This is a genomic window from Thiomicrospira cyclica ALM1 (assembly GCF_000214825.1).
GTDB lineage: Bacteria > Pseudomonadota > Gammaproteobacteria > Thiomicrospirales > Thiomicrospiraceae > Thiomicrospira > Thiomicrospira cyclica.
Map to the genome: position 1 here is coordinate 34126 of NC_015581.1, position 21467 is coordinate 55592.

General features: G+C 48.0%; 19 protein-coding genes. 5 read left to right on the plus strand and 14 right to left on the minus strand.

Going from position 1 to position 21467, the window contains the following annotated elements; translation table 11 throughout:
• Window positions 1–84: 84 nt before the first annotated feature.
• From THICY_RS00180 to rpoZ, 12 genes are all read right to left on the minus strand, one after another.
• A complete protein-coding gene (locus THICY_RS00180) occupies window positions 85–531 on the minus strand; it encodes a DUF6691 family protein (RefSeq protein ID WP_013834599.1) in 447 nt (148 codons plus the stop codon).
• A gap of 3 nt (window positions 532–534) precedes the next feature.
• A complete protein-coding gene (locus THICY_RS00185) occupies window positions 535–1023 on the minus strand; it encodes a YeeE/YedE family protein (protein ID WP_013834600.1) in 489 nt (162 codons plus the stop codon).
• A 90-nt stretch (window positions 1024–1113) separates the two neighbouring features.
• A complete protein-coding gene (dauA, locus tag THICY_RS00190) occupies window positions 1114–2865 on the minus strand; it encodes a C4-dicarboxylic acid transporter DauA (RefSeq protein WP_013834601.1) in 1752 nt (583 codons plus the stop codon).
• An 8-nt stretch (window positions 2866–2873) separates the two neighbouring features.
• Entirely contained in the window at window positions 2874–6587 is a 3714-nt protein-coding gene (metH, locus tag THICY_RS00195; RefSeq protein ID WP_013834602.1) for a methionine synthase, read from the minus strand.
• A 116-nt stretch (window positions 6588–6703) separates the two neighbouring features.
• Window positions 6704–7297, minus strand: a complete 594-nt coding sequence (locus THICY_RS00200) for a hypothetical protein (RefSeq protein ID WP_041435223.1) — start codon at window positions 7295–7297, stop codon at window positions 6704–6706.
• Between the two features lie 5 nt (window positions 7298–7302).
• Complete coding sequence (locus THICY_RS00205) at window positions 7303–7560, minus strand: hypothetical protein (RefSeq protein ID WP_013834604.1); 258 nt, start codon at window positions 7558–7560, stop codon at window positions 7303–7305.
• Entirely contained in the window at window positions 7532–8338 is an 807-nt protein-coding gene (locus THICY_RS00210) for a S8 family serine peptidase (RefSeq protein ID WP_013834605.1), read from the minus strand. Before THICY_RS00210 ends, THICY_RS00205 begins: the two co-directional genes overlap by 29 nt.
• A gap of 248 nt (window positions 8339–8586) precedes the next feature.
• Entirely contained in the window at window positions 8587–9174 is a 588-nt protein-coding gene (locus tag THICY_RS00215) for a chorismate--pyruvate lyase family protein (protein WP_157862703.1), read from the minus strand.
• Window positions 9167–11269, minus strand: a complete 2103-nt coding sequence (gene recG, locus THICY_RS00220; RefSeq protein ID WP_013834607.1) for an ATP-dependent DNA helicase RecG — start codon at window positions 11267–11269, stop codon at window positions 9167–9169. The genes THICY_RS00215 and recG overlap by 8 nt, the downstream gene beginning before the upstream one ends.
• Before the next feature lie 14 nt (window positions 11270–11283).
• Window positions 11284–11670 (minus strand): RidA family protein, encoded by a 387-nt coding sequence (locus THICY_RS00225; RefSeq protein ID WP_013834608.1) that lies wholly within the window; start codon window positions 11668–11670, stop codon window positions 11284–11286.
• Between the two features lie 32 nt (window positions 11671–11702).
• Entirely contained in the window at window positions 11703–13880 is a 2178-nt protein-coding gene (locus THICY_RS00230; protein WP_013834609.1) for a RelA/SpoT family protein, read from the minus strand.
• Between the two features lie 12 nt (window positions 13881–13892).
• A complete protein-coding gene (gene rpoZ, locus THICY_RS00235) occupies window positions 13893–14117 on the minus strand; it encodes a DNA-directed RNA polymerase subunit omega (RefSeq protein ID WP_013834610.1) in 225 nt (74 codons plus the stop codon).
• 97 nt (window positions 14118–14214) lie between these two features.
• Here rpoZ and THICY_RS00240 point away from each other — a divergent pair, with 97 nt between their 5' ends.
• Together THICY_RS00240 and THICY_RS00245 are read left to right on the plus strand one after the other, a co-directional pair.
• The gene (locus THICY_RS00240; RefSeq protein ID WP_049778978.1) at window positions 14215–15063 is read left to right on the plus strand and encodes a mechanosensitive ion channel family protein; all 849 of its coding nucleotides are present in this window, start codon (window positions 14215–14217) and stop codon (window positions 15061–15063) included.
• A complete protein-coding gene (locus THICY_RS00245) occupies window positions 15060–15617 on the plus strand; it encodes a gamma carbonic anhydrase family protein (protein WP_013834612.1) in 558 nt (185 codons plus the stop codon). Before THICY_RS00240 ends, THICY_RS00245 begins: the two co-directional genes overlap by 4 nt.
• Here THICY_RS00245 and aroE read toward each other — a convergent pair.
• Together aroE and hemB are read right to left on the minus strand one after the other, a co-directional pair.
• Complete coding sequence (gene aroE / locus THICY_RS00250) at window positions 15562–16413, minus strand: shikimate dehydrogenase (RefSeq protein ID WP_013834613.1); 852 nt, start codon at window positions 16411–16413, stop codon at window positions 15562–15564. The genes THICY_RS00245 and aroE overlap by 56 nt on opposite strands.
• Window positions 16410–17420: a porphobilinogen synthase gene (hemB, locus tag THICY_RS00255; protein WP_013834614.1), complete on the minus strand. Its 1011-nt coding sequence runs from the start codon at window positions 17418–17420 to the stop codon at window positions 16410–16412. The genes aroE and hemB overlap by 4 nt, the downstream gene beginning before the upstream one ends.
• A 378-nt stretch (window positions 17421–17798) precedes the next feature.
• On the opposite strand from hemB, the gene soxC reads away from it, so the two are divergent.
• The 3 genes from soxC (at window position 17799) to THICY_RS00270 (ending at window position 21351) form a co-directional block, all read left to right on the plus strand.
• Window positions 17799–19154, plus strand: coding sequence for a sulfite dehydrogenase (soxC, locus tag THICY_RS00260; protein WP_006459690.1), 1356 nt, complete (start codon window positions 17799–17801; stop codon window positions 19152–19154).
• Window positions 19141–20250 (plus strand): c-type cytochrome, encoded by a 1110-nt coding sequence (locus THICY_RS00265; protein WP_013834615.1) that lies wholly within the window; start codon window positions 19141–19143, stop codon window positions 20248–20250. The genes soxC and THICY_RS00265 overlap by 14 nt, the downstream gene beginning before the upstream one ends.
• Before the next feature lie 165 nt (window positions 20251–20415).
• On the plus strand, window positions 20416–21351 hold the full coding sequence (locus THICY_RS00270) for a homoserine kinase (RefSeq protein WP_013834616.1): 936 nt from the start codon (window positions 20416–20418) through the stop codon (window positions 21349–21351).
• Window positions 21352–21467: the final 116 nt, after the last annotated feature.

Genomic DNA, 21467 nt, shown 5'->3' on the forward strand with positions numbered 1-21467 from the left:
CTTGGCTTGAGATTATGTTGCAAAAACAGTGACCTAGCTAACGTGAATTAACCAGGCCTGCTTATTGTTGAAGCTGTCGCACCGCTATGGGCTTTCTTTGGCATGCAACAGATAGGTTTTTAGAATGCCATAGGCCAAAGTACCCAATATGAGCCCTAGAAAGGTAAACAGTGCGCCGATTTTTCCTTCCGCCATCATCGCTGGAATAGTGCCTGGGCAGGCGGCGGTCATGCCCCAACCGACACCAAACAACATGGCGCCTAAAATTAAGCCTTGTTGATAGGGCTTTTTAACAAAGTCCACTGGTGTTTTGGTGGTAACGGAGCGAATATTAAAGCGTTTGAGTAGGTAAACGCCTAGCATGGCGACAACGACGGCCGTGACAATGACCTTCATAAGTTGCATATCTTCAAACATAAACATTTTGACATGAAAGTCATAGGTGGTTGCGCCGGCACGACTCATTAAAAAGCCAAACAACGCCCCCATGCCCAAGGCTAAGAAATTAGGATTTTTGAGAAATTGCCACATGATTTAAAATCCAAATAAAAGATGAGTGGTAATCAAAGCGCTGGTAAAAAATACCGCACCTGCAATTAAGCTCGCTGGGTTTAGCATGGCTCCGCCCACTAAGGCGTGTCCGGTGGTACAAGCACCCGCTAGGCGAGCACCAAAACCTAACAGCATGCCGCCAAAAATTAACCAAATAGCTTTTGCAGAATAGGTTTGCGGTAACACCTGCTCATACAGTCCCATATCAAAACTTAAATGCCAGCTATCTATCGAGCTGAGTGCCGAGACTAAACCACCTAGCGGAATACCAATCAGAAACCAGAGTTTGCTGTTATTTAAATTGCTATATTCGCCAATCCGAAAAAATTTGACCTTGGGAAACGCGAGCCCACAAAGATTGCCATAACCGGTTGAACAGCCGGCTGGCTTGCCCAATAACCAAAAGTGCAAAATCACAAACATACCAATCGCAAACCCTGCGACGTAGCCGTTCCATATTGATATTTCCATGATGCTACTCCATAAACTATTTTTATAGTATTTTGCCTCAATGCCTAGTATTACTAAAGCATGAGGATTTTTGTAGGGTATAAAAATAATTTATTGTGTAAGGGGTAGAGAAGACCCCGTGTGGTCAGTTTCTGTTTGGGTTATTGCAAGCTTACTGGCCGCCAATTGCGCATCATCCAAGTTTGCAAATAATTGAAAATGGGCACCAAATTTATCCAGTCCGTAGCGCGCCAGGGTGCGTAACGGTTGGAATTGTAATTCACTTAAATAAATTTCAACGCCTTGAACCTGGGCACTATTAATAAAGCGGCGGAGTGCGGAAAGTCCACCGGAATCCAGAATAGTCACCGCATCCATTTGAATGACTATGCCTTGTTGCTGTGGCAGATGAGTCGCTAACTCACCAAAGATGCGGTCGGCGGCGGCAAAAAATAACGGCCCCTGAATCCGGTAAATCGACCAGTTAGCTGGCAGATTCTCGGCTTTGTAACGTTTACTTTCACCAATATTTTGTAATTTGGTCATTTCGGCGATTTCTTTAATGAATAAAATTGAAGCGAGTACCATGCCGACAATAACGGCATAAACAATATCGACTAAAATAATGACGCCAAAGCAAGCTAAATACACCAACTTATCACCGCGCTCGGAATTGCGTACCAGTTCAATGGCGCGTGGGAACTCACTCATACGCCAGGCGACTAAAATCAATAACGCTGACATGGCGGGCAAGGGCAGATGTACCAGCAGGCCTGCTAAGAAGAAAATAGCAAAGAGTACGATAATCGCGTGCACAATGGCAGCCACAGGCGATACCGCACCGGCGCGCAAGTTGGTAATAGAGCGGGCAATCGCACCACTGGATGCAAAGCCGCCAAATAAGGCGGAGGCGATATTGCCAAAGCCTTGGCCGAGCAATTCGCTATTGGGTGAATGGCGTGTGCCCGCTTTGCTGTCTAATACGGCGGCACAAAATAAGGATTCCATAGCAATTAAGATCGACAGCGCAAAAGCGATCGGCAGTAAAAATTTGAGCATATCCCATAGCTCACGCATTGACATATCGCCGAGCTGTTCAGCCATCAATAAGCCCTGAAATATCGGAAAGTGATGGGGGATTTCACCAAACAGCTGACCAACGGTAATGACCTCAGCGCCCTGCTGGTTCCAAAAAAAAGTCAGAATACTCGCGGCTACCAGGCCTGGTAAGTGGCCAGGAAATTTAAAGCCAATTTTTAACCAAAGCGTCATAAACGCGAGCGTAAAGCCACCAATAACTGCTGATTGCCAATGCATCTGAGTGACTAGGCTCTGTAGCATGATGCTGAGGCGTTCCAGAAAATTACTGGGTAAATTGCTTAAATCCAAACCAAAGAAAAAGTTGATTTGCAGCAGAATAATTACCGCCGCAATGCCGGTGGTGAAGCCGAGGGTGATGGTTTCGGGAATATACTCAATCCAGCGTCCAAAACGATAATAAGCCATCATCATTAACAGCAGACCGGTTAGCAGGGACACCGTAATAACGCCCAATAAACCATAGGTTTCGGTAACCGGTATAAGCAGGATAACCAGAGACGCGGTGGGGCCGGCGACACTAAAGCGCGAACCGCCTAACAGTGCGGTAACAAAACCTGCGACGATCGCTGTATATAAACCATAAATCGGCGAGATGCCGATACCCGTTGCCAGTGCCATTGATACCGGAATAGCCAAAATGCCCACCGTGACGCCGGCCACAATGTCTTTGGTCAGGTGTTGGCGGTTATAGCCTTCTTTTTGCACGAAATCGCGCAGGCCATAGCCAAATTTGATGCTGGTTAAATGATTGCGTTGTGACATGTGAAGGGCTAGTTAAAATCTTCCGGATCGTAACCCAAGATGGGGGCGAGCCATTTTTCGGCTTCGGCAATGCTCCAGCCTTTACGGTGCGCATAATCTTCGGCTTGATCACGACCTATGGAGCCGACACCAAAGTATTTACTTTTTGGATGGGCAAAATACCAACCCGATACCGCCGCGGTTGGCGTCATTGCGTAACTTGATGTGAGTTCTAACCCAATTTCGCTATCCGGTTGTAACAATTCCCAAAGTGTACCTTTTTCGGTGTGTTCTGGGTTGGCGGGATAGCCTGGTGCTGGGCGAATGCCTTGATATTTTTCTTTAATAAGTTCTTCATTGGTGAGTGCTTCATCTGCGGCATAACCCCAAAACTCTTTCCGTACCAATTCGTGCATATGCTCGGCTAAGGCTTCGGCCAAACGGTCTGCCAGTGCCTTAACCATAATCGAGTTGTAGTCATCATGCGCCGCTTCAAACCGAGCAATATGTTCATCAATGCCAATCCCCGCAGTCACTGCAAAGGCGCCAATATAATCCGGGATCACCAGGCCTGGTTGTTCCTTCACATCTTTAGGCGCAATATAGTCACTTAAACACTGGTTATACTGACCGGGTTTTTTCTCGGCCTGTTGACGCAGGTTGTGCAAGCGGGTTAACAGCGTGGCACGCTTGTCATCGGTGTAAAGCTCAATATCATCGCCCACGGCATTGGCCGGATAAAAGCCAATAACGGCGCGGGCCGTGAGCCATTTTTCGTCGATGATTTGCTTTAGCATGGCTTGGGCATCGGCAAACACTTTTTTCGCTTCTTCGCCGACCACCTTGTCATCTAAAATACGCGGATAGAGGCCGTGCAAATCCCAGGACTGGAAAAACGGCGACCAGTCAATCCGTGGCATTAGGTCGGCTAAGTCAATGTTATCGAACACTTTTTTGCCCAAGAATTTGGGTTTTGGTGGTGTGTAGTCGCTCCAATCAATCGGGATAGCATTGTCACGGGCTTTATTCAGTGGCACCCGTTTCACTTGTTGCGCGCGCGCCTTGCGCTCTTCACGCAACTGCACATATTCTTCGCGAATTTTGATGGCAAAATCGACTTTGAGGTCGTTAGAAATCAAACTCTGCGCGACACCCACCGCGCGCGAGGCATCTTTGACATAGACCACCGGATGCTCATATTGCGGTTCGATTTTCACCGCGGTATGGGCTTTCGAGGTGGTTGCACCGCCAATTAACAGTGGAATGCTCATGCCGCGACGTTGCATTTCTTTCGCCACATGCACCATCTCTTCTAACGACGGCGTAATCAACCCAGACAGGCCAATCACGTTCGCACCTTCACGCAGGGCGGTGTCGAGGATTTTTTCCGCCGGCACCATCACCCCAAGGTCAATCACCTCAAAGTTATTACACTGCAACACCACGCCGACGATGTTTTTGCCGATGTCATGCACATCGCCTTTCACCGTCGCCATCACAATCTTGCCCTTGGCTTGACCAGAGGATTTTTCCGCTTCTAAAAACGGCTGTAAATAGGCCACCGCACGTTTCATCACCCGGGCGGATTTGACCACCTGCGGCAAAAACATTTTACCCGCGCCAAATAAATCGCCGACCACATTCATGCCGTCCATTAACGGCCCTTCAATCACTTGCAGCGGCGAGCCAAGCGTGGTGCGGGCTTCTTCGGTATCGTCTTCAATAAAGTCGGTAATCCCTTTCACCAGTGCGTGTTCGAGCCGTTTTTCAACGCTGGCTTCGCGCCATTTGATATCGGATTCTTTGCCTTGCACCGAGCCATCGCCACGGAACTTTTCCGCCACTTCCAACAAACGGTCGGCGGCCTCAGGGTCTTTGTTCAAAATAACGTCTTCAACCGCTTGTTTCAGCTCAGGGTCGAGATCGTCATAAATCGCCATTTGACCAGCGTTAACAATCCCCATGTCCATGCCTTGCTGAATCGCGTAATACAAAAATACCGAGTGAATCGCTTCACGTACCGGATTATTGCCACGGAAGGAAAAGGATACGTTCGACACGCCGCCAGAAATCATGGCGTAAGGCAGATTTTGTTTTATCCAACCGGTGGCTTCAATAAAATCGACCGCGTAGTTGTTGTGCTCTTCAATACCAGTAGCGACCGCAAAAATGTTAGGGTCGAAAATAATGTCTTCTGGGGGGAAACCATTCGCCACTAACAAATCATACGAACGCTGACAGATTTCTTTTTTGCGTGCAAAGGTATCGGCCTGACCGTCCTCATCAAAAGCCATCACAATGGTCGCCGCGCCATAACGTTGAATGAGTTTGGCTTGGGCGAGGAAGTTTTCTTCGCCCTCTTTTAGTGAAATCGAATTCACAATGCCCTTGCCTTGGATACATTTGAGCCCGGCTTCAATCGCTTCCCATTTCGACGAGTCAATCATCACCGGTACCCGCGCGGCATCCGGCTCACCCGCCATCATATTTAAAAAGCGCGACATACAGGCTTTGGCATCCAACATGCCTTCGTCCATGTTCACATCAATAATCTGTGCGCCGTCATTCACCTGCTTAACCGCGATTTCAACGGCTTGTTCGTAGTTATCTTCGATAATCAAGCGTTTAAACAGTGCCGAACCGGTGACGTTGTTACGCTCACCAACATTGACAAACAAGGTGGTGTCATCAATCGTCATCGGCTCTAAGCCAGACAAACGACAGGCTTTTTTAATGGTTGGTATGATGCGTTGCGGATGGGCGAGCGCGGCTTTGGCCATCGCTTCAACATGATCCGGTGTGGTGCCACAGCAACCGCCGATAATGTTTAACCAACCGGCTTGCGCCCAAGTTTGCACTTCAGCCGCCATTTGCTCAGGGGTTTCATCGTATTCGCCAAACTCATTCGGCAGGCCGGCATTCGGATGCACCGACACATAACATTCGGCAATGCGGCTGAGCTCTTCAACATAAGGGCGTAATTCTTTGGGGCCGAGCGCACAGTTCAGGCCAACGGATAAAGGCTTGGCGTGACGTATCGCATTATAAAAAGCTTCGGTGGTTTGACCGGATAAAGTACGACCGGAAGCGTCGGTGATGGTGCCAGAAATCATAATCGGCAACTCTTCACCCAGCGCATCTTCAACCTGTTTGACCGCAAATATCGCGGCTTTCGCGTTGAGGGTGTCGAAAATGGTTTCAATTAAAATGACATCCGCGCCGCCTTCTAATAGGGCTTCAGTGGCCTGCACATAAGCGCCAACCAGCTCATCAAAACTGGTATTTCGAAAGCCAGGATCATTGACATCCGGTGAAATCGACGCGGTACGATTGGTTGGGCCAAGCACGCCAGCTACAAAACGGGGTTTGCCGTCTTCCGCTGCGGCAATATCACAAGCTTCACGGGCTACTTTGGCAGCGCAAATATTAATCGCGCGCACCTGGTCTTGCATATCGTAATCGGCTTGGGCGATGGTGGTGGCGTTAAACGAGTTGGTCTCGAGAATATCGACGCCTTGGCGCAAAAAGCCCAGGTGGATGTCGCGAATGACCTCTGGCTTAGTCATCACCAAAATATCGTTATTGCCTTTGATATCCATGTGATAGTCGGCAAATAGCTCGCCACGAAAATCGTCTTCAGTGAGTTGCAGGCCCTGAATCATCGTACCCATTGCACCGTCGAGGACGACGACCCGTTCGGTAAGAAGTTGTTTTAATTGGGCAATGCGTTCTACACGGGTCATAAGCTATCCATCACTTGGTATCAATTGGTGTCAAAAAGGGATTCAAAGAAAAGTTTTGTATTTTAACGCAAAAGCGTGCAAAAAGGGTGAGAGTGGCGAGGTCTGCTCTCACAGGATTAGAAATTCTGTCGATAGCGAACTAACCAGGCCTGGTCAAAGCGGTCCTGCAGCCAGCTGATTTGCCAGTTGGGATGCTGTAATTGTAGGCTGACGCCTTGGTTTTGAAACCCGCTGCTTAGGCGCTGTTGGCCAAAGCGCAAGCGTCCATCGCCAATGGATTCGGCAATATTGGCGGTGAAGTCGAGCTGGCGTTGTTGTTGAAACAAGTCCAGCTGCGCCTGAAACCCGAGCCAGCGTGTCGGATTATGCAGGCTTGCCCATTGGGTGCTATGGGTTTCGGTAACATGGGTGAGCAGTTGTGTGCCATCTTCTTGGCCTTGTTGCCAGTTATAGCCTAGGCTAAGCCAGTTTTGGGTAACAGCAGGTTGCCAAATGGCAAAAGCACCGTATTGCGAGCGCTCTTGTAATCCTACCCAATTTAATAAACTATCTCCATGGGTTTGATAACCACCGACTTGCCACTGACCTTGTTGACGCGCCACTAAGCAGGCCTGCTGATGGGTTTGGTTAGATTGCGCCACGCTGGCCTGCCAGCCATTATTGCCTTCGTACAGCCCTAATAAGCAGATTGAGTTGTTGCGATTGGGCAAATTGATTAAAGCCCAGTTGGTTGTGTTGAGATTGTAAGTGATTGAGCTGATGTGCCCGCAAAGGTCTTCTTGTCAATTTGGCTGACACCTGGGCCGACGATAAAACGGTTTTGAATGTTCGAGTCTGCGCCTGGAAAGCTTGATGATTGCAAAGTTAAATTGTCAGTTGTTGAGCCGACAATAATAAGTTGTTGGCCAAGACGATGGGCACTAGCGTCCACAAAGCTGGGCTCGTTAATTATTTTTTTCTGATAAGTTTTCATTGGAATCATTTCCTGCTGCATGCACAATAGCGATATTTTGCTCAATAGCAGTGTTACTGATTCGTCTGATTTCACGCTCGGCCAGCGAGAGTCGATTATTTCGCACTTCATCTTTGGCTATCGTTAGTCCACCATAGGTAAAAGACAAGTTGATAAGGGCCATGTTTAGTGCTGTAGTGTTTAAATCGGTAGCCCATTCAATTCCCTTGAACAAGGAGGCGCGGTTAGCAGAACCCGCTGTGTCGGTAATAACCCCATGAGCAATATTGGCATTAATTGCAATGCCTAATTGACCGGCGGCCAGTTGAGCAACATTATGACCATGTGTTCCGAGACGCAGCGAGTCACCATTTGTTTTAATGATACGACCTTGTTGAATAGCGTGTCTCAGGTTTGCTTGAGCAACTAGGTGATAACTGATTGTTTCATTGTCATCTGGCGAGATACCTGTATCTAGCACCGCAATGGTTTGACCTCGACCGTCCCAATCATTTTTATACCACTGGTTCATGTCGAGCCGAAGTTGTTGAGAGGAAAAGAAATCGCCTGAAGTTGGCACAGGGTTGATGGGTGCGGAAAAAAATGTTTTAGTTCCGTTATCGCTACTGCTGTCAATAACGCCTAGTTCTTCTGCTGACGGTATAATGCGTGCTAATAAATCATCCTCAGCATCCGGGCGTACATTATTGCCGCCGCCCCCGCCCCCACCGCAGGCGGTTATTAAGGCTAGAGTGCTGGTGCTAGCCAATAATAAAAGACGTTTGAGTAAATTGGGCATGATGGAAAGTCCGAAGCTGGTTTTATCTTCGATTAGAAGCAACATTATATGATGAGTGTTTGGTTTGCGATTGTGTAACAAATAATGCAAATAATTAATTAATAGTTTAGATTTATCAATAGGTTATAAATATTTAATTGGCTGGGTGTATAGCTTCTGTGTAGTATTTTATTGTGACAAGTTAAGCGATGTCGCAACGTAGGTTGAGGTTAGGCCCCATCGTTGGGCCGCTACCCCGAATTGTAGGTTCAATTCGGGGTTTTTTTTGCCCAAAAATCGGCTAAAAAGATTTCGCTAAGTAACAGCGGTGCTTGGTGTTTTTGGTATAGGCAGTGGCGGGCGAGCATTGGCTGATGAGCTATTTTGTGCGCTATGACCGGGGATGGCCAGTGCCAGCGGCTAAATAAGAAAGCGTCGCGTTCTATGGATGGGTCTTGAAACAGTCGTTGCCCAAGCGGTTGCTGACCTTGTTGGCGCAAAAAAGCCCAGGGTTGTCTGGCGCCAACAGCTGGGCTCACACTGCGTGCAAAAATCCAAGCCTGCCCTTGGCACTCGAGTATCACTTCTCGAATCCAAACGCGCGACCCTGATGGTAATCTCGATGCTGAATCTGATGTCGAGCCAGCGAACGTCCTAGCGAGGGCGGCCTGTTCAAAAGGATAGGGATGACCCCAGCCTTCGTATAAAGGCACGACTTGTAGCGTTGGGCAGCGGGCTTGCAATTTTTCGGTAAGAGAGGCACGATCGAATAGCCAGGCCTGCTGCGGCAGGTTTTGGGTCAAACGCGAGATGTCAACGGCCTCGTACAGCCGTTGGGCAAGGCGAGCATTAGGCATGATGATAGTCCAATCGATGAGCAAGCCAGCGTGCCTCGAGCCCGGCTAGATCACCACTTTGTTGTAGGCTGGTTAGCCAGTCGTGGGCGGCGGGTTGCAATTCGGTTAACCAGACTTGGTCACGACTAATATCGGCAATCCGAAAACTCAATCCGCCGGTTTGGCGGGTACCAAGCACCTCACCGGGACCACGAATTTTTAAGTCTTCTTCGGCAATGACAAAGCCGTCTTGGCTTTCTCGCATTATTTTTAGCCTTGCTTTAGCAGTTTCGGATAAGGGCGCTTGGTAAAGCAGAACACAGTGGCTTTTTTTACTGCCTCGTCCAACACGCCCTCGTAGCTGATGCAATTGTGCTAATCCTAGTCGTTCCGCGTTCTCAATAATCATTAAGCTAGCATTCGGCACGTTCACCCCAACTTCAATCACGGTTGTGGCTACTAATACTTGTAGTTTTTGGGCCTTAAAATCAGCCATCAGTTGTTCTTTTTCGGCGGGTTTGAGTTTGCCGTGGATTAAACCGACCTTTAAATCGGACCATTGTTGTTGAAATTCAGCGAGGGTACTGGCCGCCGCTTGGGCGTTAAGTTGTTCGGATTCTTCAATTAGCGGGCAAACCCAGTAGGCTTGTACGCCATTTTGGCAGGCCTGGTAGAGATGGTCCATCACCTCATAGCGTTTGGCATTGCTTAACACCGCGGTGTCAATCGCTTGTCGTCCGGGTGGCAGTTCATCAATGACCGATAAATCTAAATCACCATAAGCGGCCATCGCGAGGGTACGTGGAATCGGCGTGGCGGTCATGGTGAGTTGATGGGGTTGCCAGGTTTGCGCTGTGTTTGCGGCGTTCACTTTTTGGGTCAGCGCCAGGCGTTGATGCACCCCAAATCGATGTTGCTCATCAATAATCACTAAGCCGAGTTGTTTGAAGGTCACACTGTCTTGGAAGAGCGCATGAGTGCCGACAATCACTTGTGATTCACCTGATGCAATCGCCGCCAGAATTTGTTGGCGTTCGCTGGGCTTGTGTCGACCACTCAGGCTAGTAAGTTGTAATCCGAGCGGACTTAACCAGTCCTGCATCGCTTGACGGTGTTGTTCGGCGAGGATTTCGGTAGGAGCCATAATCGCGACTTGATAGCCTTGTTCGGCACAGATCTGCGCCGCCATGGCCGCAATCACGGTTTTACCTGAGCCAACATCACCTTGTACTAAGCGCTGCATCGGTTTGGGTTGGGCTAAATCTTGGCTAATTTCTTGCCAAACTCGCTGTTGTGCCTGGGTTAGCTGAAAAGGCAGGCTATAAATTAACTGGGTTAAGCCCCGGCTCTGTGCCGCATTAAAAGCGGGTGCCGGTGTGGCTTGTTGGCTTTGACGCAAGCGCTGCAGACTCAGTTGATGGGTAAACAGCTCTTCAACAATCAGGCGCTGTTGCGCCGGTGTTTCAAAACGGCTTAGGGCACCGATGTCACTGCCGGCAGGTGGCTGATGCAAGGTGCGCAGTGCCTGATTAATCCCCGGCAGTTGCCATTGTTCACGCAAGGCTAGGGGTAGGTGTTCGTCTAGTGGATACTGTTCGAGTTGCACGCAGGCCTGGTTAATGAGTTTTTGTAACGTCTTTTGCCCCAGTCCTTCTGTGGTGGGATAAATCGGCGTCAGAAACGGGGATAAGGCCGGTGCTGCGGCACTAAATACCTCGCAATCCGGGTGCATCATTTCCCAGCCCTGCATACCCAGGCGACATTCGCCAAAGGCGCGTAGGCGTTTGCCGCGTTGATAGAAGCGTGCTTGGTTGGCGTTGACATGAAAAAAACGCAGGCTAATGGGGGTTTGGTCGTGGCTTAAACAATCCACCCAAAGACCGGGAGCGCGTCCGCCAACAAAGCGGCTTTGCAGAATATCAGCCTCAATCAAGGCTTCGGTGCCAGGCAAGCACTGGCTTAGTTCGGTCAGTTGGGTTTTGTCTTGATAGCGCAGCGGTAAATGCAACAACAGGTCAAGCAGGCTATGCAAATGCAGTTTGGCCAGTTTCTCGGCCAGCTTGGGTCCCACCCCTTTTAAACCACTAACTTTGAGTTCACTGAGTGGGGCGGACATGATTTCCCTTTGACTTAGTAGTGCGACAGAACCATCACGCCGTCCATTTCAACATCCGTGTCTTTCGGTAGTTGTTTGACGGCAACAGCGGCGCGCGCGGGGTAAGGTTGTTGGAAGTACTGCGCCATAATGTCATTAACGGTCGCAAAATGGCTCATATCGGTTAGGAAGATATTGAGTTTGGCAATATCTTGTAAATTGCCGCCGGCCGCTTCACAAACCGCACTGAGGTTTTTAAACACTTGGTGAATGCGATTACTGATATCGCCTTCAGCGAGGGTCATGGTGTCTGGAATCAAGCCAATTTGACCCGATAAATAAACGGTATCAGCAACACGAATCGCTTGTGAATAGGTGCCAATCGCGGCTGGGGCTTTATCGGTATGAATGGTTTGGCGCATGGTCTTTCCCTTTATAATAAGCAGTCAATAATTTAGTGAGAATCGACCCTAAAGGCCTTTTCGATCAGCGGAATCCGGCGTAAGTGGCGCAACAAGTCATCAAGATGTTCGCGGTTACGCACGCTCAATACAAAGTGCATCACACTGTAAGTTTCGTCCTTATCCTCGGAGCGTACACGCTGAATATCGGTTTTAGTATTGGCAATTTCAGAGGCGACCATTGCCAATGTGCCGCGTTGGTTCTTCGCTTCAATTTGCACGTCGACCGAAAAGAGTTGCTCGGATGCGGGTGACCATTCCACATCAAGCCATTTGTCTGGCTGATTTTGATAGTGGCGCACATTTTTACAGTCTTGACGATGAATCACTAAGCCTTTACCGGATGACATAAAACCAATAATGTCATCACCCGGAATCGGGTGGCAACATTGCGCGTAGTTTACGACCAGACCTTCGGTGCCGGAAATTGCTAAGGGTTGTTGCGCGCCGGCTGATGCATGAATTGCCTGCTTGGTTTCATTGTCCGGCTTGAGGTCAGCGTCTGTTTTGACCGGCAAGCTGTCGGCAATTTGTTTTGCCACCAGGCCAGCCATGCGACGACCTAGCCCAATGTCATTAAGCAGTTGTGACCAATTTTCGAGGTGCAGTTGCACTTTTAAAGTAATCAAATGTTGTTCGGTTAACTGATTGTAGCTCAGGCCGTGGGTGAGCAATGCTTTAGTAAGCAGTTTTTGACCTAATTCTTCAGCTGATTGATCATGCTGATTCTTAAGGAATGAGCGGATTTGCGCGCGAGCTTTGGCCGTAGTCACAAAGTTGAGCCAATTCGGGTTGGGCTGGGTTTCTTTCGATTTGATGATTTCAACCGTTTGGCCACTTTCTAGCGGCGTCCGTAATGGCACCAACTGGCGATCAATACGACAGCCGACACAGGCATGGCCCAGATTGGTGTGCACGGCATAGGCGAAATCCACAGCAGTTGCGTTGCGTGGCAAGGTGACGATATCGCCTTGAGGGGTAAACACATAGGTTACGTCTGGGAAAAGGTCGATTTTTACGTTTTCCAAGAAATCCAAAGAGTTTCCCGCACTTTGTTGTATTTCAAGCAGGTTACGCACCCATTCTTGTGCGCGTTCGTCAATGGCATGGGTTTGGTTGGCACCGTCACCGCTGAGTTTATAGTGCCAATGTGCGGCAATGCCATGTTCGGAGACTTCATGCATGGCTTCGGTCCGAATTTGCACTTCAATGTGCACACCATAAGGGCCGAACAACAGCGTGTGGAGTGATTGGTAGCCATTACCTTTGGGGATCGCGATATAGTCTTTAAATTTGCCTGGTAAGGGCTTGTACAATGAATGAACTAACCCGAGGGCGCGATAACATTCATCAACACTTTTGACGATAATGCGGAAGGCAAAAATATCCAGCACTTCAACAAAAGTCAGGCGTTTTTGGCGCATTTTCTTATAAAGACTAAATAGATGTTTTTCGCGTCCAATAACTTCAGCCTCATAGCCCTCTTGATTTAGGCGAGCAGTCAGTGCATCACTGATTTGTTCAACGACTTCTTTACGATTGCCGCGGGCCTTTTTAATCGCCTTTTCCAGTGCGGCATAGCGTTTGGGATACATGGCTTTAAAGCCAAGATCTTCAAGTTCAATACGAAAGGAGTTAATGCCTAAACGTGCGGCGATGGGCGCGTAAATATCGAGCGTTTCTCGAGCGATGCGGCGTTGTTTATCTGGACGCATCACCCCTAGTGTTCGCATGTTATGCAAACGGTCAGCAAGTTTGATTAAGATCACCCGAATATCGCGTGACATGGCTAGCATCATTTTGCGAAAGCTTTCGGCTTGGGCTTCTTGCGGGTTGTCGAAGGCGATTTTGCCCAGCTTGGTTACGCCATCAATAATATCGGCGACTTTTTCACCAAAGCGATCAATGATGTCTTGTTTGGTATAGGGTGTGTCTTCGATCACGTCGTGCAGAATTGCTGCAATCAAACTTTCGTGGTCGAGTTGGATTTCAGCGAGGATTTCAGCCACCGCAACAGGATGCCAAATATAGGCACCGCCAGCTTTACGGGTTTGCCCAGCATGCGCCAAATCACCAAACTCAAACGCAGCAATAATTTGCTTAACTTGTGCCGGTTTGAGGTAGGCTTCCGCTTTACTAATCAGCCCATCGAGCGAGCGAGGTGTGGCCATAAAACCCTACGATTAGCTGAAGAAGGGTGGGGTATCTGGGTCGGCTAGGATCACAGCGGGTTCTACCAGATTTTCAGCCAGCTCACGTAAAGCGACAACGGTTGGCTTGTCATTTTCCCATGCCACACAAGCATCGGCACCATTGCCCAGTTGACGAGCACGTTTAGCGCTAACTAAAACAAGTTCAAAGCGGTTTTCAACATTTTGTAAGCAGTCTTCGACAGTTACGCGAGCCATAGTAGTATCCTTTTTAAGTATTTAGTAAAAACATAACAACATATTATAAGGTATATTAGATTTACTTTGTATGTTAACCACCCTAGCTGGGGGAAAAATGGATTTAGAGTTACTCATTTATCAATATGTCGTGCCGTTTAGTATCAAAATTTTAGTAGCGTTGATTGCGTTTTATATTGGTCATAAGTTGATTAAATACGCGATGCAATTGCTGCAAAAAACGCTGGAGACCTTCAAGGTAGAACTGATTTTGCTAGAGTTTGTGAAGTCGGTGGCGCGGGTTTTATTGTATGTTCTGCTGACTTTAGCGGTATTGGGCTATTTAGGCTTTGATACGACCTCGGTGATTGCGTTATTGGCGGCAGCAGGCCTGGCGGTTGGTTTAGCCTTAAAAGATTCGTTGAATAATTTTGCCTCTGGGGTGATGTTGATTCTTACCCAGCCGTTTAAGGTGGGTGATTTTGTTGAAGTAGCCGGTCAAATGGGGGTAGCTGAAAAAATCACCCTGTTAAATACCGTGATGCGCACCGGTGATAATCGTGAAATTACCGTCCCTAACGGACAAATTTATCGCGATAAATTGGTTAACTATTCGGCGCGCCCGACACGTCGTATTGATTTGGTGTTTGGTATCAGTTATGACAGTGATTTACGCAAAGCCAAACAAATTCTGCTCGATTTAATTGTCGCCGAGCCTCGCGCGCACACCGATCCAGCGCCATTGGTTGTGGTGTCTGAATTAGCCGATAGTAGTGTGAACTTCACCGTGCGTATCTGGGCGGATGCCGGCGATTATTGGCCGGTTCGCTTTGATTTTATCGAAAAGGTTAAGCTCACCTTTGACGAACAAGGTATTGTGATTCCTTATCCGCAGATGGATGTGCATATTCAGGCCACCGCGGCGCCGCTCGCTTCAGCTGAATTGGTAAGCGAGGCTTCAAAATGACCCTGCGCAGTTATAAGGGCATAGGGCCTGAGTTGGCCAAGTCGGCTTGGGTTGATCCGTCGGCTCAGGTTATTGGACCTTGTCATTTAGCTGAGGATGTCAGTATTTGGCCCTGCGCCGTGCTGCGTGGTGATGTCAGTGCGATTGAGATTGGCGCGCGTTCCAATATTCAGGATGGTGCCGTGGTTCATGCGACCCATGTGTCTGAGCGTACGCGTGGCTCGATGACGCGAGTCGGTTGTGATGTTACCGTGGGGCATAACGTGGTTTTGCATGGTTGCATTTTAGAAGATGAATGCTTAATCGGTATGGGTGCGATAGTGCTTGATAATGCCGTGGTGCAAAAGCATGTGTTGGTGGGTGCCAATAGTTTAGTGCCTGCCGGCAAGGTGTTGGATAGTGGCTATTTGTATTTAGGGTCACCGGTTAAGCAGATTCGTCCGCTAACTGATGACGAGAAGGCCTTTTTTAAATATTCCGCGGCGCACTATGTCAAACTCAAAAATGAGTTTGCTGCTGAATCAAGTGTCGTACCTGTTCAATCACCGATTTAGTTTTTGGCATCACACCGCGCCAGAGATAAAAACTTTCCGCTGCTTGGCCGACCAGCATCCCCAAACCATCCATACGTTGGCATTGCGGCTGATGCTGTTGGGCCCAGTTTAAAAACACCGTGGGTTCAGCCCCATACATCATGTCATAGACCAAGCTGTTTGGCCCGATGACCTCAGCGGATACCGGCGGTAATTTACCTTCTAAGCTGGCTGACGTGCCGTTAATAATAATGTCAAAGGGTTCGAGTGGGATCTCATCCCAACCACTGCCGTGAATCGGCACTTGGGTATCAAAACGCTGGCCTAATACCTGCGCGCGTTTGGCGGTGCGGTTGGCGATATGCACCAGGCCCGGTTGTTTGGCAAGTAGAGGTTGTAGGATGCCTTGCACCGCACCGCCGGCGCCAATAATCAGCACCTTTTTATCTATAAAAGGGCATTGGCCATTGAGTTCAATATCCATCACCAGGCCTGCGCCATCAGTATTGTCACCTAGAATTTGGTCATTCTCCAAAAACTCAAAGGTATTGACGGCATGGGCGACCTCGGCGCGGGGTGTCAGCTGGTCAGTTAATTCAAACGCATCGAGTTTATAGGGCACGGTAATGTTTAAGCCTTTATAACCGGCCTGCTGAATGGCGCGGATTTCATCGACAAAATTGGCGTCCTCCGCGTCAATACGAATGGCTTCATACTGCATCGTTTGACCAGTTTGTTCGGCAAAGAGTTGGTGGATCAGCGGTGATTTAGAATGACTAATCGGGTCGCCGACCACGGCGTAGCGGTCTAGGGTCATAATGCGGCATCTTCTGCAAGCCAAAGGGCAACCTGTTTGGCATAGTAGGTCAAAATGCCATCCGCCCCGGCACGTTTAAAACACAGCAGGGTTTCCATCGCCACTTTACGTTCATCCAGCCAGCCATTTTGGGCGGCCGCCTTGAGCATCGCGTATTCACCACTGACATGGTAAGCATAGGTAGGGACTTTAAATTCACTTTTAATCCGCTGCACAACATCTAAATAAGGCAGACCGGGCTTAACCATCACCATATCAGCACCTTCGTTAATATCCAGTGCGACTTCATGTAAAGCTTCATTTGAATTGGCCGGATCCATTTGATAGTTAGCTTTGTCGCTTTTGCCCAGATTGGCGGCGGAACCGACGGCATCACGGAATGGCCCGTAATAGGCGGAAGCATACTTAGCCGAATAGGCCATAATGCGGGTATTGATATGACCTTGTTCTTCAAGCAGCTCACGAATTTCTATAATCCGTCCGTCCATCATATCGGATGGCCCAATCACATCGGCACCGGCTTCGGCGTGCGACAAGGCTTGTTTCATTAGCACATCAATTGTGTCGTCATTCAGCACATAACCCTTGTCGTCAATAATGCCGTCTTGACCGTGAGTGGTAAAAGGGTCAAGCGCCACATCGGTCATGACCCCCAATTCGGGGTAAGCGGCTTTCACCGCGCGCACGGCACGTTGCGCCAAGCCTTCGGGATTATAGGCTTCGGCCGCATCGAGGCTTTTGCCTTCTTGTGGCACTACCGGAAAAATCGCGATCATCGGAATACCGAGTTCAACCAACTCTTCGGCTTCTTCAACCAATAGATCAATGGTCAGGCGTTCAACACCCGGCATCGACTCAACCGGTTCACGCAGGTTAAAACCCTCAATCACAAACATCGGGTAGATTAAATCGTTGGTGGTCAGGGTGTTTTCTCTCATCAGGCGGCGCGAAAAGTTATCGGCCCGCATACGACGCATACGGGTAATCGGGAATTGGCGTGAAATCATGTAAAACCTCGTGCTGAAACCATGCATAAAATAACGCATTGGCGATGTTCCATTGAATGTGTATTGATGATACGTCTTCATGACTTAAAAATAAATAGTTTCACTCCAGATGGATGCTACATAGAAAATTTAGTGAGCGTTATAAAAAATTTATATAAGAAAAGACTAATTTATGCGACGCTTTTGCTTGATGTTGCAAAGCAAACGGGTTTATTATAGCTGACCAACATTGTAAGTTTGAGCAGTCGGTAGCGGTCAAATACAATATTTTTTCGTTGTTGGTCATCTTGCTCGATTTAAACTAACAATTGGAATAACAATAACTCTTGAATCTGTGGTGTTGTTACATTTAGAAATGCCAATCAAGGAGCATATAAAATGACAGATAAAGTAGTAGAAAAAGTCGCGGTTCAGACTGAAGAAAGTCGTTCACAAAGCCGTCGTGCTTTCTTAAAAGGGGGTGCTGCTGTTGCAGGGGGTGTTTTATTTACCCAAGCTGCTAGCGCTCGTGAAATCCAATTTGATCCAAAGCGTGCTGTGGCACCTTACGCGGGTCGTGAAGAAATTACCACTGTTTTACAAGATCAAAGCGCGCGTAAAGCATTAGGTTGGGGTGTACGTCAATACCCATACGGTATGCCTTCGCCATTTGAAAAAGAAGTACAGCGTCGTACGCTTGAGTGGTTAACGCCTGACTCAATGGCTTCGATCACTATGACGCCGCTACAAAGCTTGCACGGTATGATCACGCCAAACGGTCTTCACTTCGAACGTTACCATGGTGGCGGTATCAACATCAACCCAGATGAGCACCGTTTAGTTATTCATGGTTTGGTTGAGCGTCCATTGATTTTCACTATGGATGACCTAAAGCGTTTCCCAGCTGAGTCACGTGTTCTATTCGCTGAGTGTCCTGCTAATGGCGCGATGGAATGGAAAGGTGTGCAGTTGAACTCTGTTCAGTGGACCCACGGTATGATGTCATGTGTTGAGTGGACTGGTGTACGTCTATCAACGCTATTGAAAGAAGCGGGTATCCGTCCTGAAGGTACTTGGTTGATTCCAGAGGGTGCTGATGCATCTGGTATGGCTCGTTCTATTCCAGTAGAACTAGGCATGGACGACTGTATGATTGCTTATGCTCAGAACGGTGAAGCGCTACGTCCAGAAAACGGTTATCCAATTCGTTTAGTGGTTCCTGGTTGTGAAGCCAACATGTGGGTTAAACACATTCGTCGTATCCAGGTAACTGACAAGCCATTACAGCACCGTGAAGAAACCTCTAAGTACACTGAGTTGATGCCTGACGGTACCGTTCAGAATATGTCTTTCTACATGGAAGCGAACTCGGTAATTACTTACCCATCGCCAGACTTCAAAATGCAAGGCCCAGGTCGTTATGTAGCGAAAGGTATTGCATGGTCAGGTCGTGGTAAAGTTGATCACGTTGACATCACCTTCGACGGTGGTCGTAACTGGACTGAGGCGAAATTAACTTCAGCAGTTCTACCAAAAGCTTGGACACGTTTTGAGCTTGAGTTTGACTGGGATGGTAGTGAGTTGCTCATGATGAGTCGTACTACGGATGAAACAGGTTATGTACAGCCAAACATGCCGCAAATGCGTGAAATTGAAGGTACTAACAACGTTTACCACCGTACTGCGATGGTTACTTGGAAAATCCACGCCCATAACAGCGAATTTGGAGGCATGATTGAAAATGTTCAATTCTAAAAAGACCCTTGTTGCATCAGCGGTTACTGGTGCTTTATTAATGTCAGGCGTGGCAATTGCCATGTCTGACAAGCCAGGCGAAGGTGCTCAAGTTGGTGCTTTTGTTACTCCTGACGCAAACGCTAATCCAGAATTGACGAGTGTTCGTGGTTTCCCAGAAAACTGGCGTGAGATTGTAGACGAGGCTGATGGTCGTTACCTTGACGCACAAGTTGTTCGTACTATCTTAGGTGAAAACACACGACAGCGTTTGGTTGAGAAAATGGACCCTGCCAACCCTTACTCGTTTGAAGTTGATGACTCAATCGATGGTGGTCCGCACGGTAACATGCAGTGTAAGATTCCTGAAGCATTCGTAGACGTTTGGGCGCGTGCTGAAGAGAATTATTACAATGATACGACGTTCGTAGCTTATGGCTTTGGTACGCCGATCGCTGAAGACGCTTTAGATGTGTGGAAAATCCATGTTGATGCCAGTGGTAATGGCTTGCCATCACTTGATGTAGGTATGACAGTACAGCAGGGTGGTGATATGTACATCCAGTTCTGTGCGGTATGTCATGGTGAGTTCGGTGAAGGTGCTCGCGGTTACTTGCCATTGTCTGAAGGGGATCCGTTACCATTGGTAACTTCTGACTTCAACGATCCAGCTCCAATCAAAACTGTAGGTAACTACTGGCCATATGCCACAACTTTGTTTGATTACAACCGTCGTGCTATGCCATTCTGGACGCCTAATATGCCAGCTATTGGTGACGCAGGTTATATGGGTATCACCGGTTATATCCTTCAAATGAACGATATTCCATTAGATGACCAAGGTACGCGTATTGAAGACGATGATTTCTTTAATGCAGAAATGTTAATGCAGGCTAACAAGTATATGCCTAATGCAGGTAACTTCTTCTGTGATCACCGTCCAGTAATCGCGAACGATCGTTGTATGAGTGACTGCCCAGATTATATGGTGGGTGATGGTAGAGGTGATATCACCAGTTACCGTACAGCTAACCGTCTACCTGATGGTACGCCACAGTACAACGTTGAACAACGTATTGGTGTTGATGCACCAGGTGTTGGTCATCACGGAATGTAATAGCAACATTCTTACGTAATATCGTTATATTTTATAACACCTCTCTAGCAAGAAAGCCCGCCCCGAACAGCGGGCTTTTCTTTTGTAATAGCCTTCCCCTGCTAATAACCCTGTCAAACAACTGTGCTAAAATAATGCTAATTCGTGTTTAGGAATAGCCTGTCAATGTCTGTTTATACAAAGGTTGCGTCGGAGCAGCTGGTCGAGTTTTTAAAACACTACTCGGTAGGTCAGTTAGTTAGTTACAAAGGAATTAGTGCCGGTATTGAGAATACCAACTATTTTGTTGATACGGATCAGTCTCGCTTTGTGTTAACGATTTTTGAACACCACCAGCCCAGCGAGCTAGGGTATTTCCTGAATATTATGGCGTTTATGGCGGATAATGGTATACCAACAGCCTTGCCTCAACCCAATAATTCAGGCGGCTTTCTTGGTGAGCTGTGTGGCAAGCCGGCCACCTTAGTCGCACGCCTATCGGGTCAGACGCTCACGTTTCCCACCTTACCACAGTGCCAAGTTATGGCAGCAACCTTGGCAAGATTTCATAAGGTGGGATCAAAATTTGCCGAATTTAGACCTAACGATCGAGACATTCTTTGGGCAGAAGAAACTTTCAAACTCATCAGCCAACGGTTGACAGCAGATCAATATAGCTTGATTGCCGATGAAATAGCGTACCAACAAGCCATTGATTGGCAGGCACTTCCGCAAAGTGTCATTCATGCTGACCTGTTTACCGATAATGCTATGTTTGACGGCGAAACCCTTACTGGTATCATTGATTTATATTATGCTTGTCAAGGAGCCTGCTTGTATGACTTGGCGGTTATGGTTAATGATTGGTGTCGAGATGAAATGCATCAGTTGAAGCCAGAGTTTGTGAGCAAGACGTTATTTGCCTACCAGCAGATACGTCAATTAACACCGCAAGAATTAGCCTGCTGGCCAGCGGCATTGCGGATGGCGGCGTTGCGTTTTTATTTGTCACGCTTAAAAGATGCCATCATGCCAAGAAAAGGGGAAATGACCATGATTAAAAATCCCCAAGTGTTTGAGGATCTGCTAGTGAGTCATCGCAATCACGCAGACCAAGATTGAATTAACGGGAACCTAGCCGATGGATCCGATTTATTAACGGCAGAATCCGGTGCTTGCAGTTTTGAAGAGTAATCCCATTGTGCTTGTAACCGCGTCTGTATTATCTAATCTAGCGC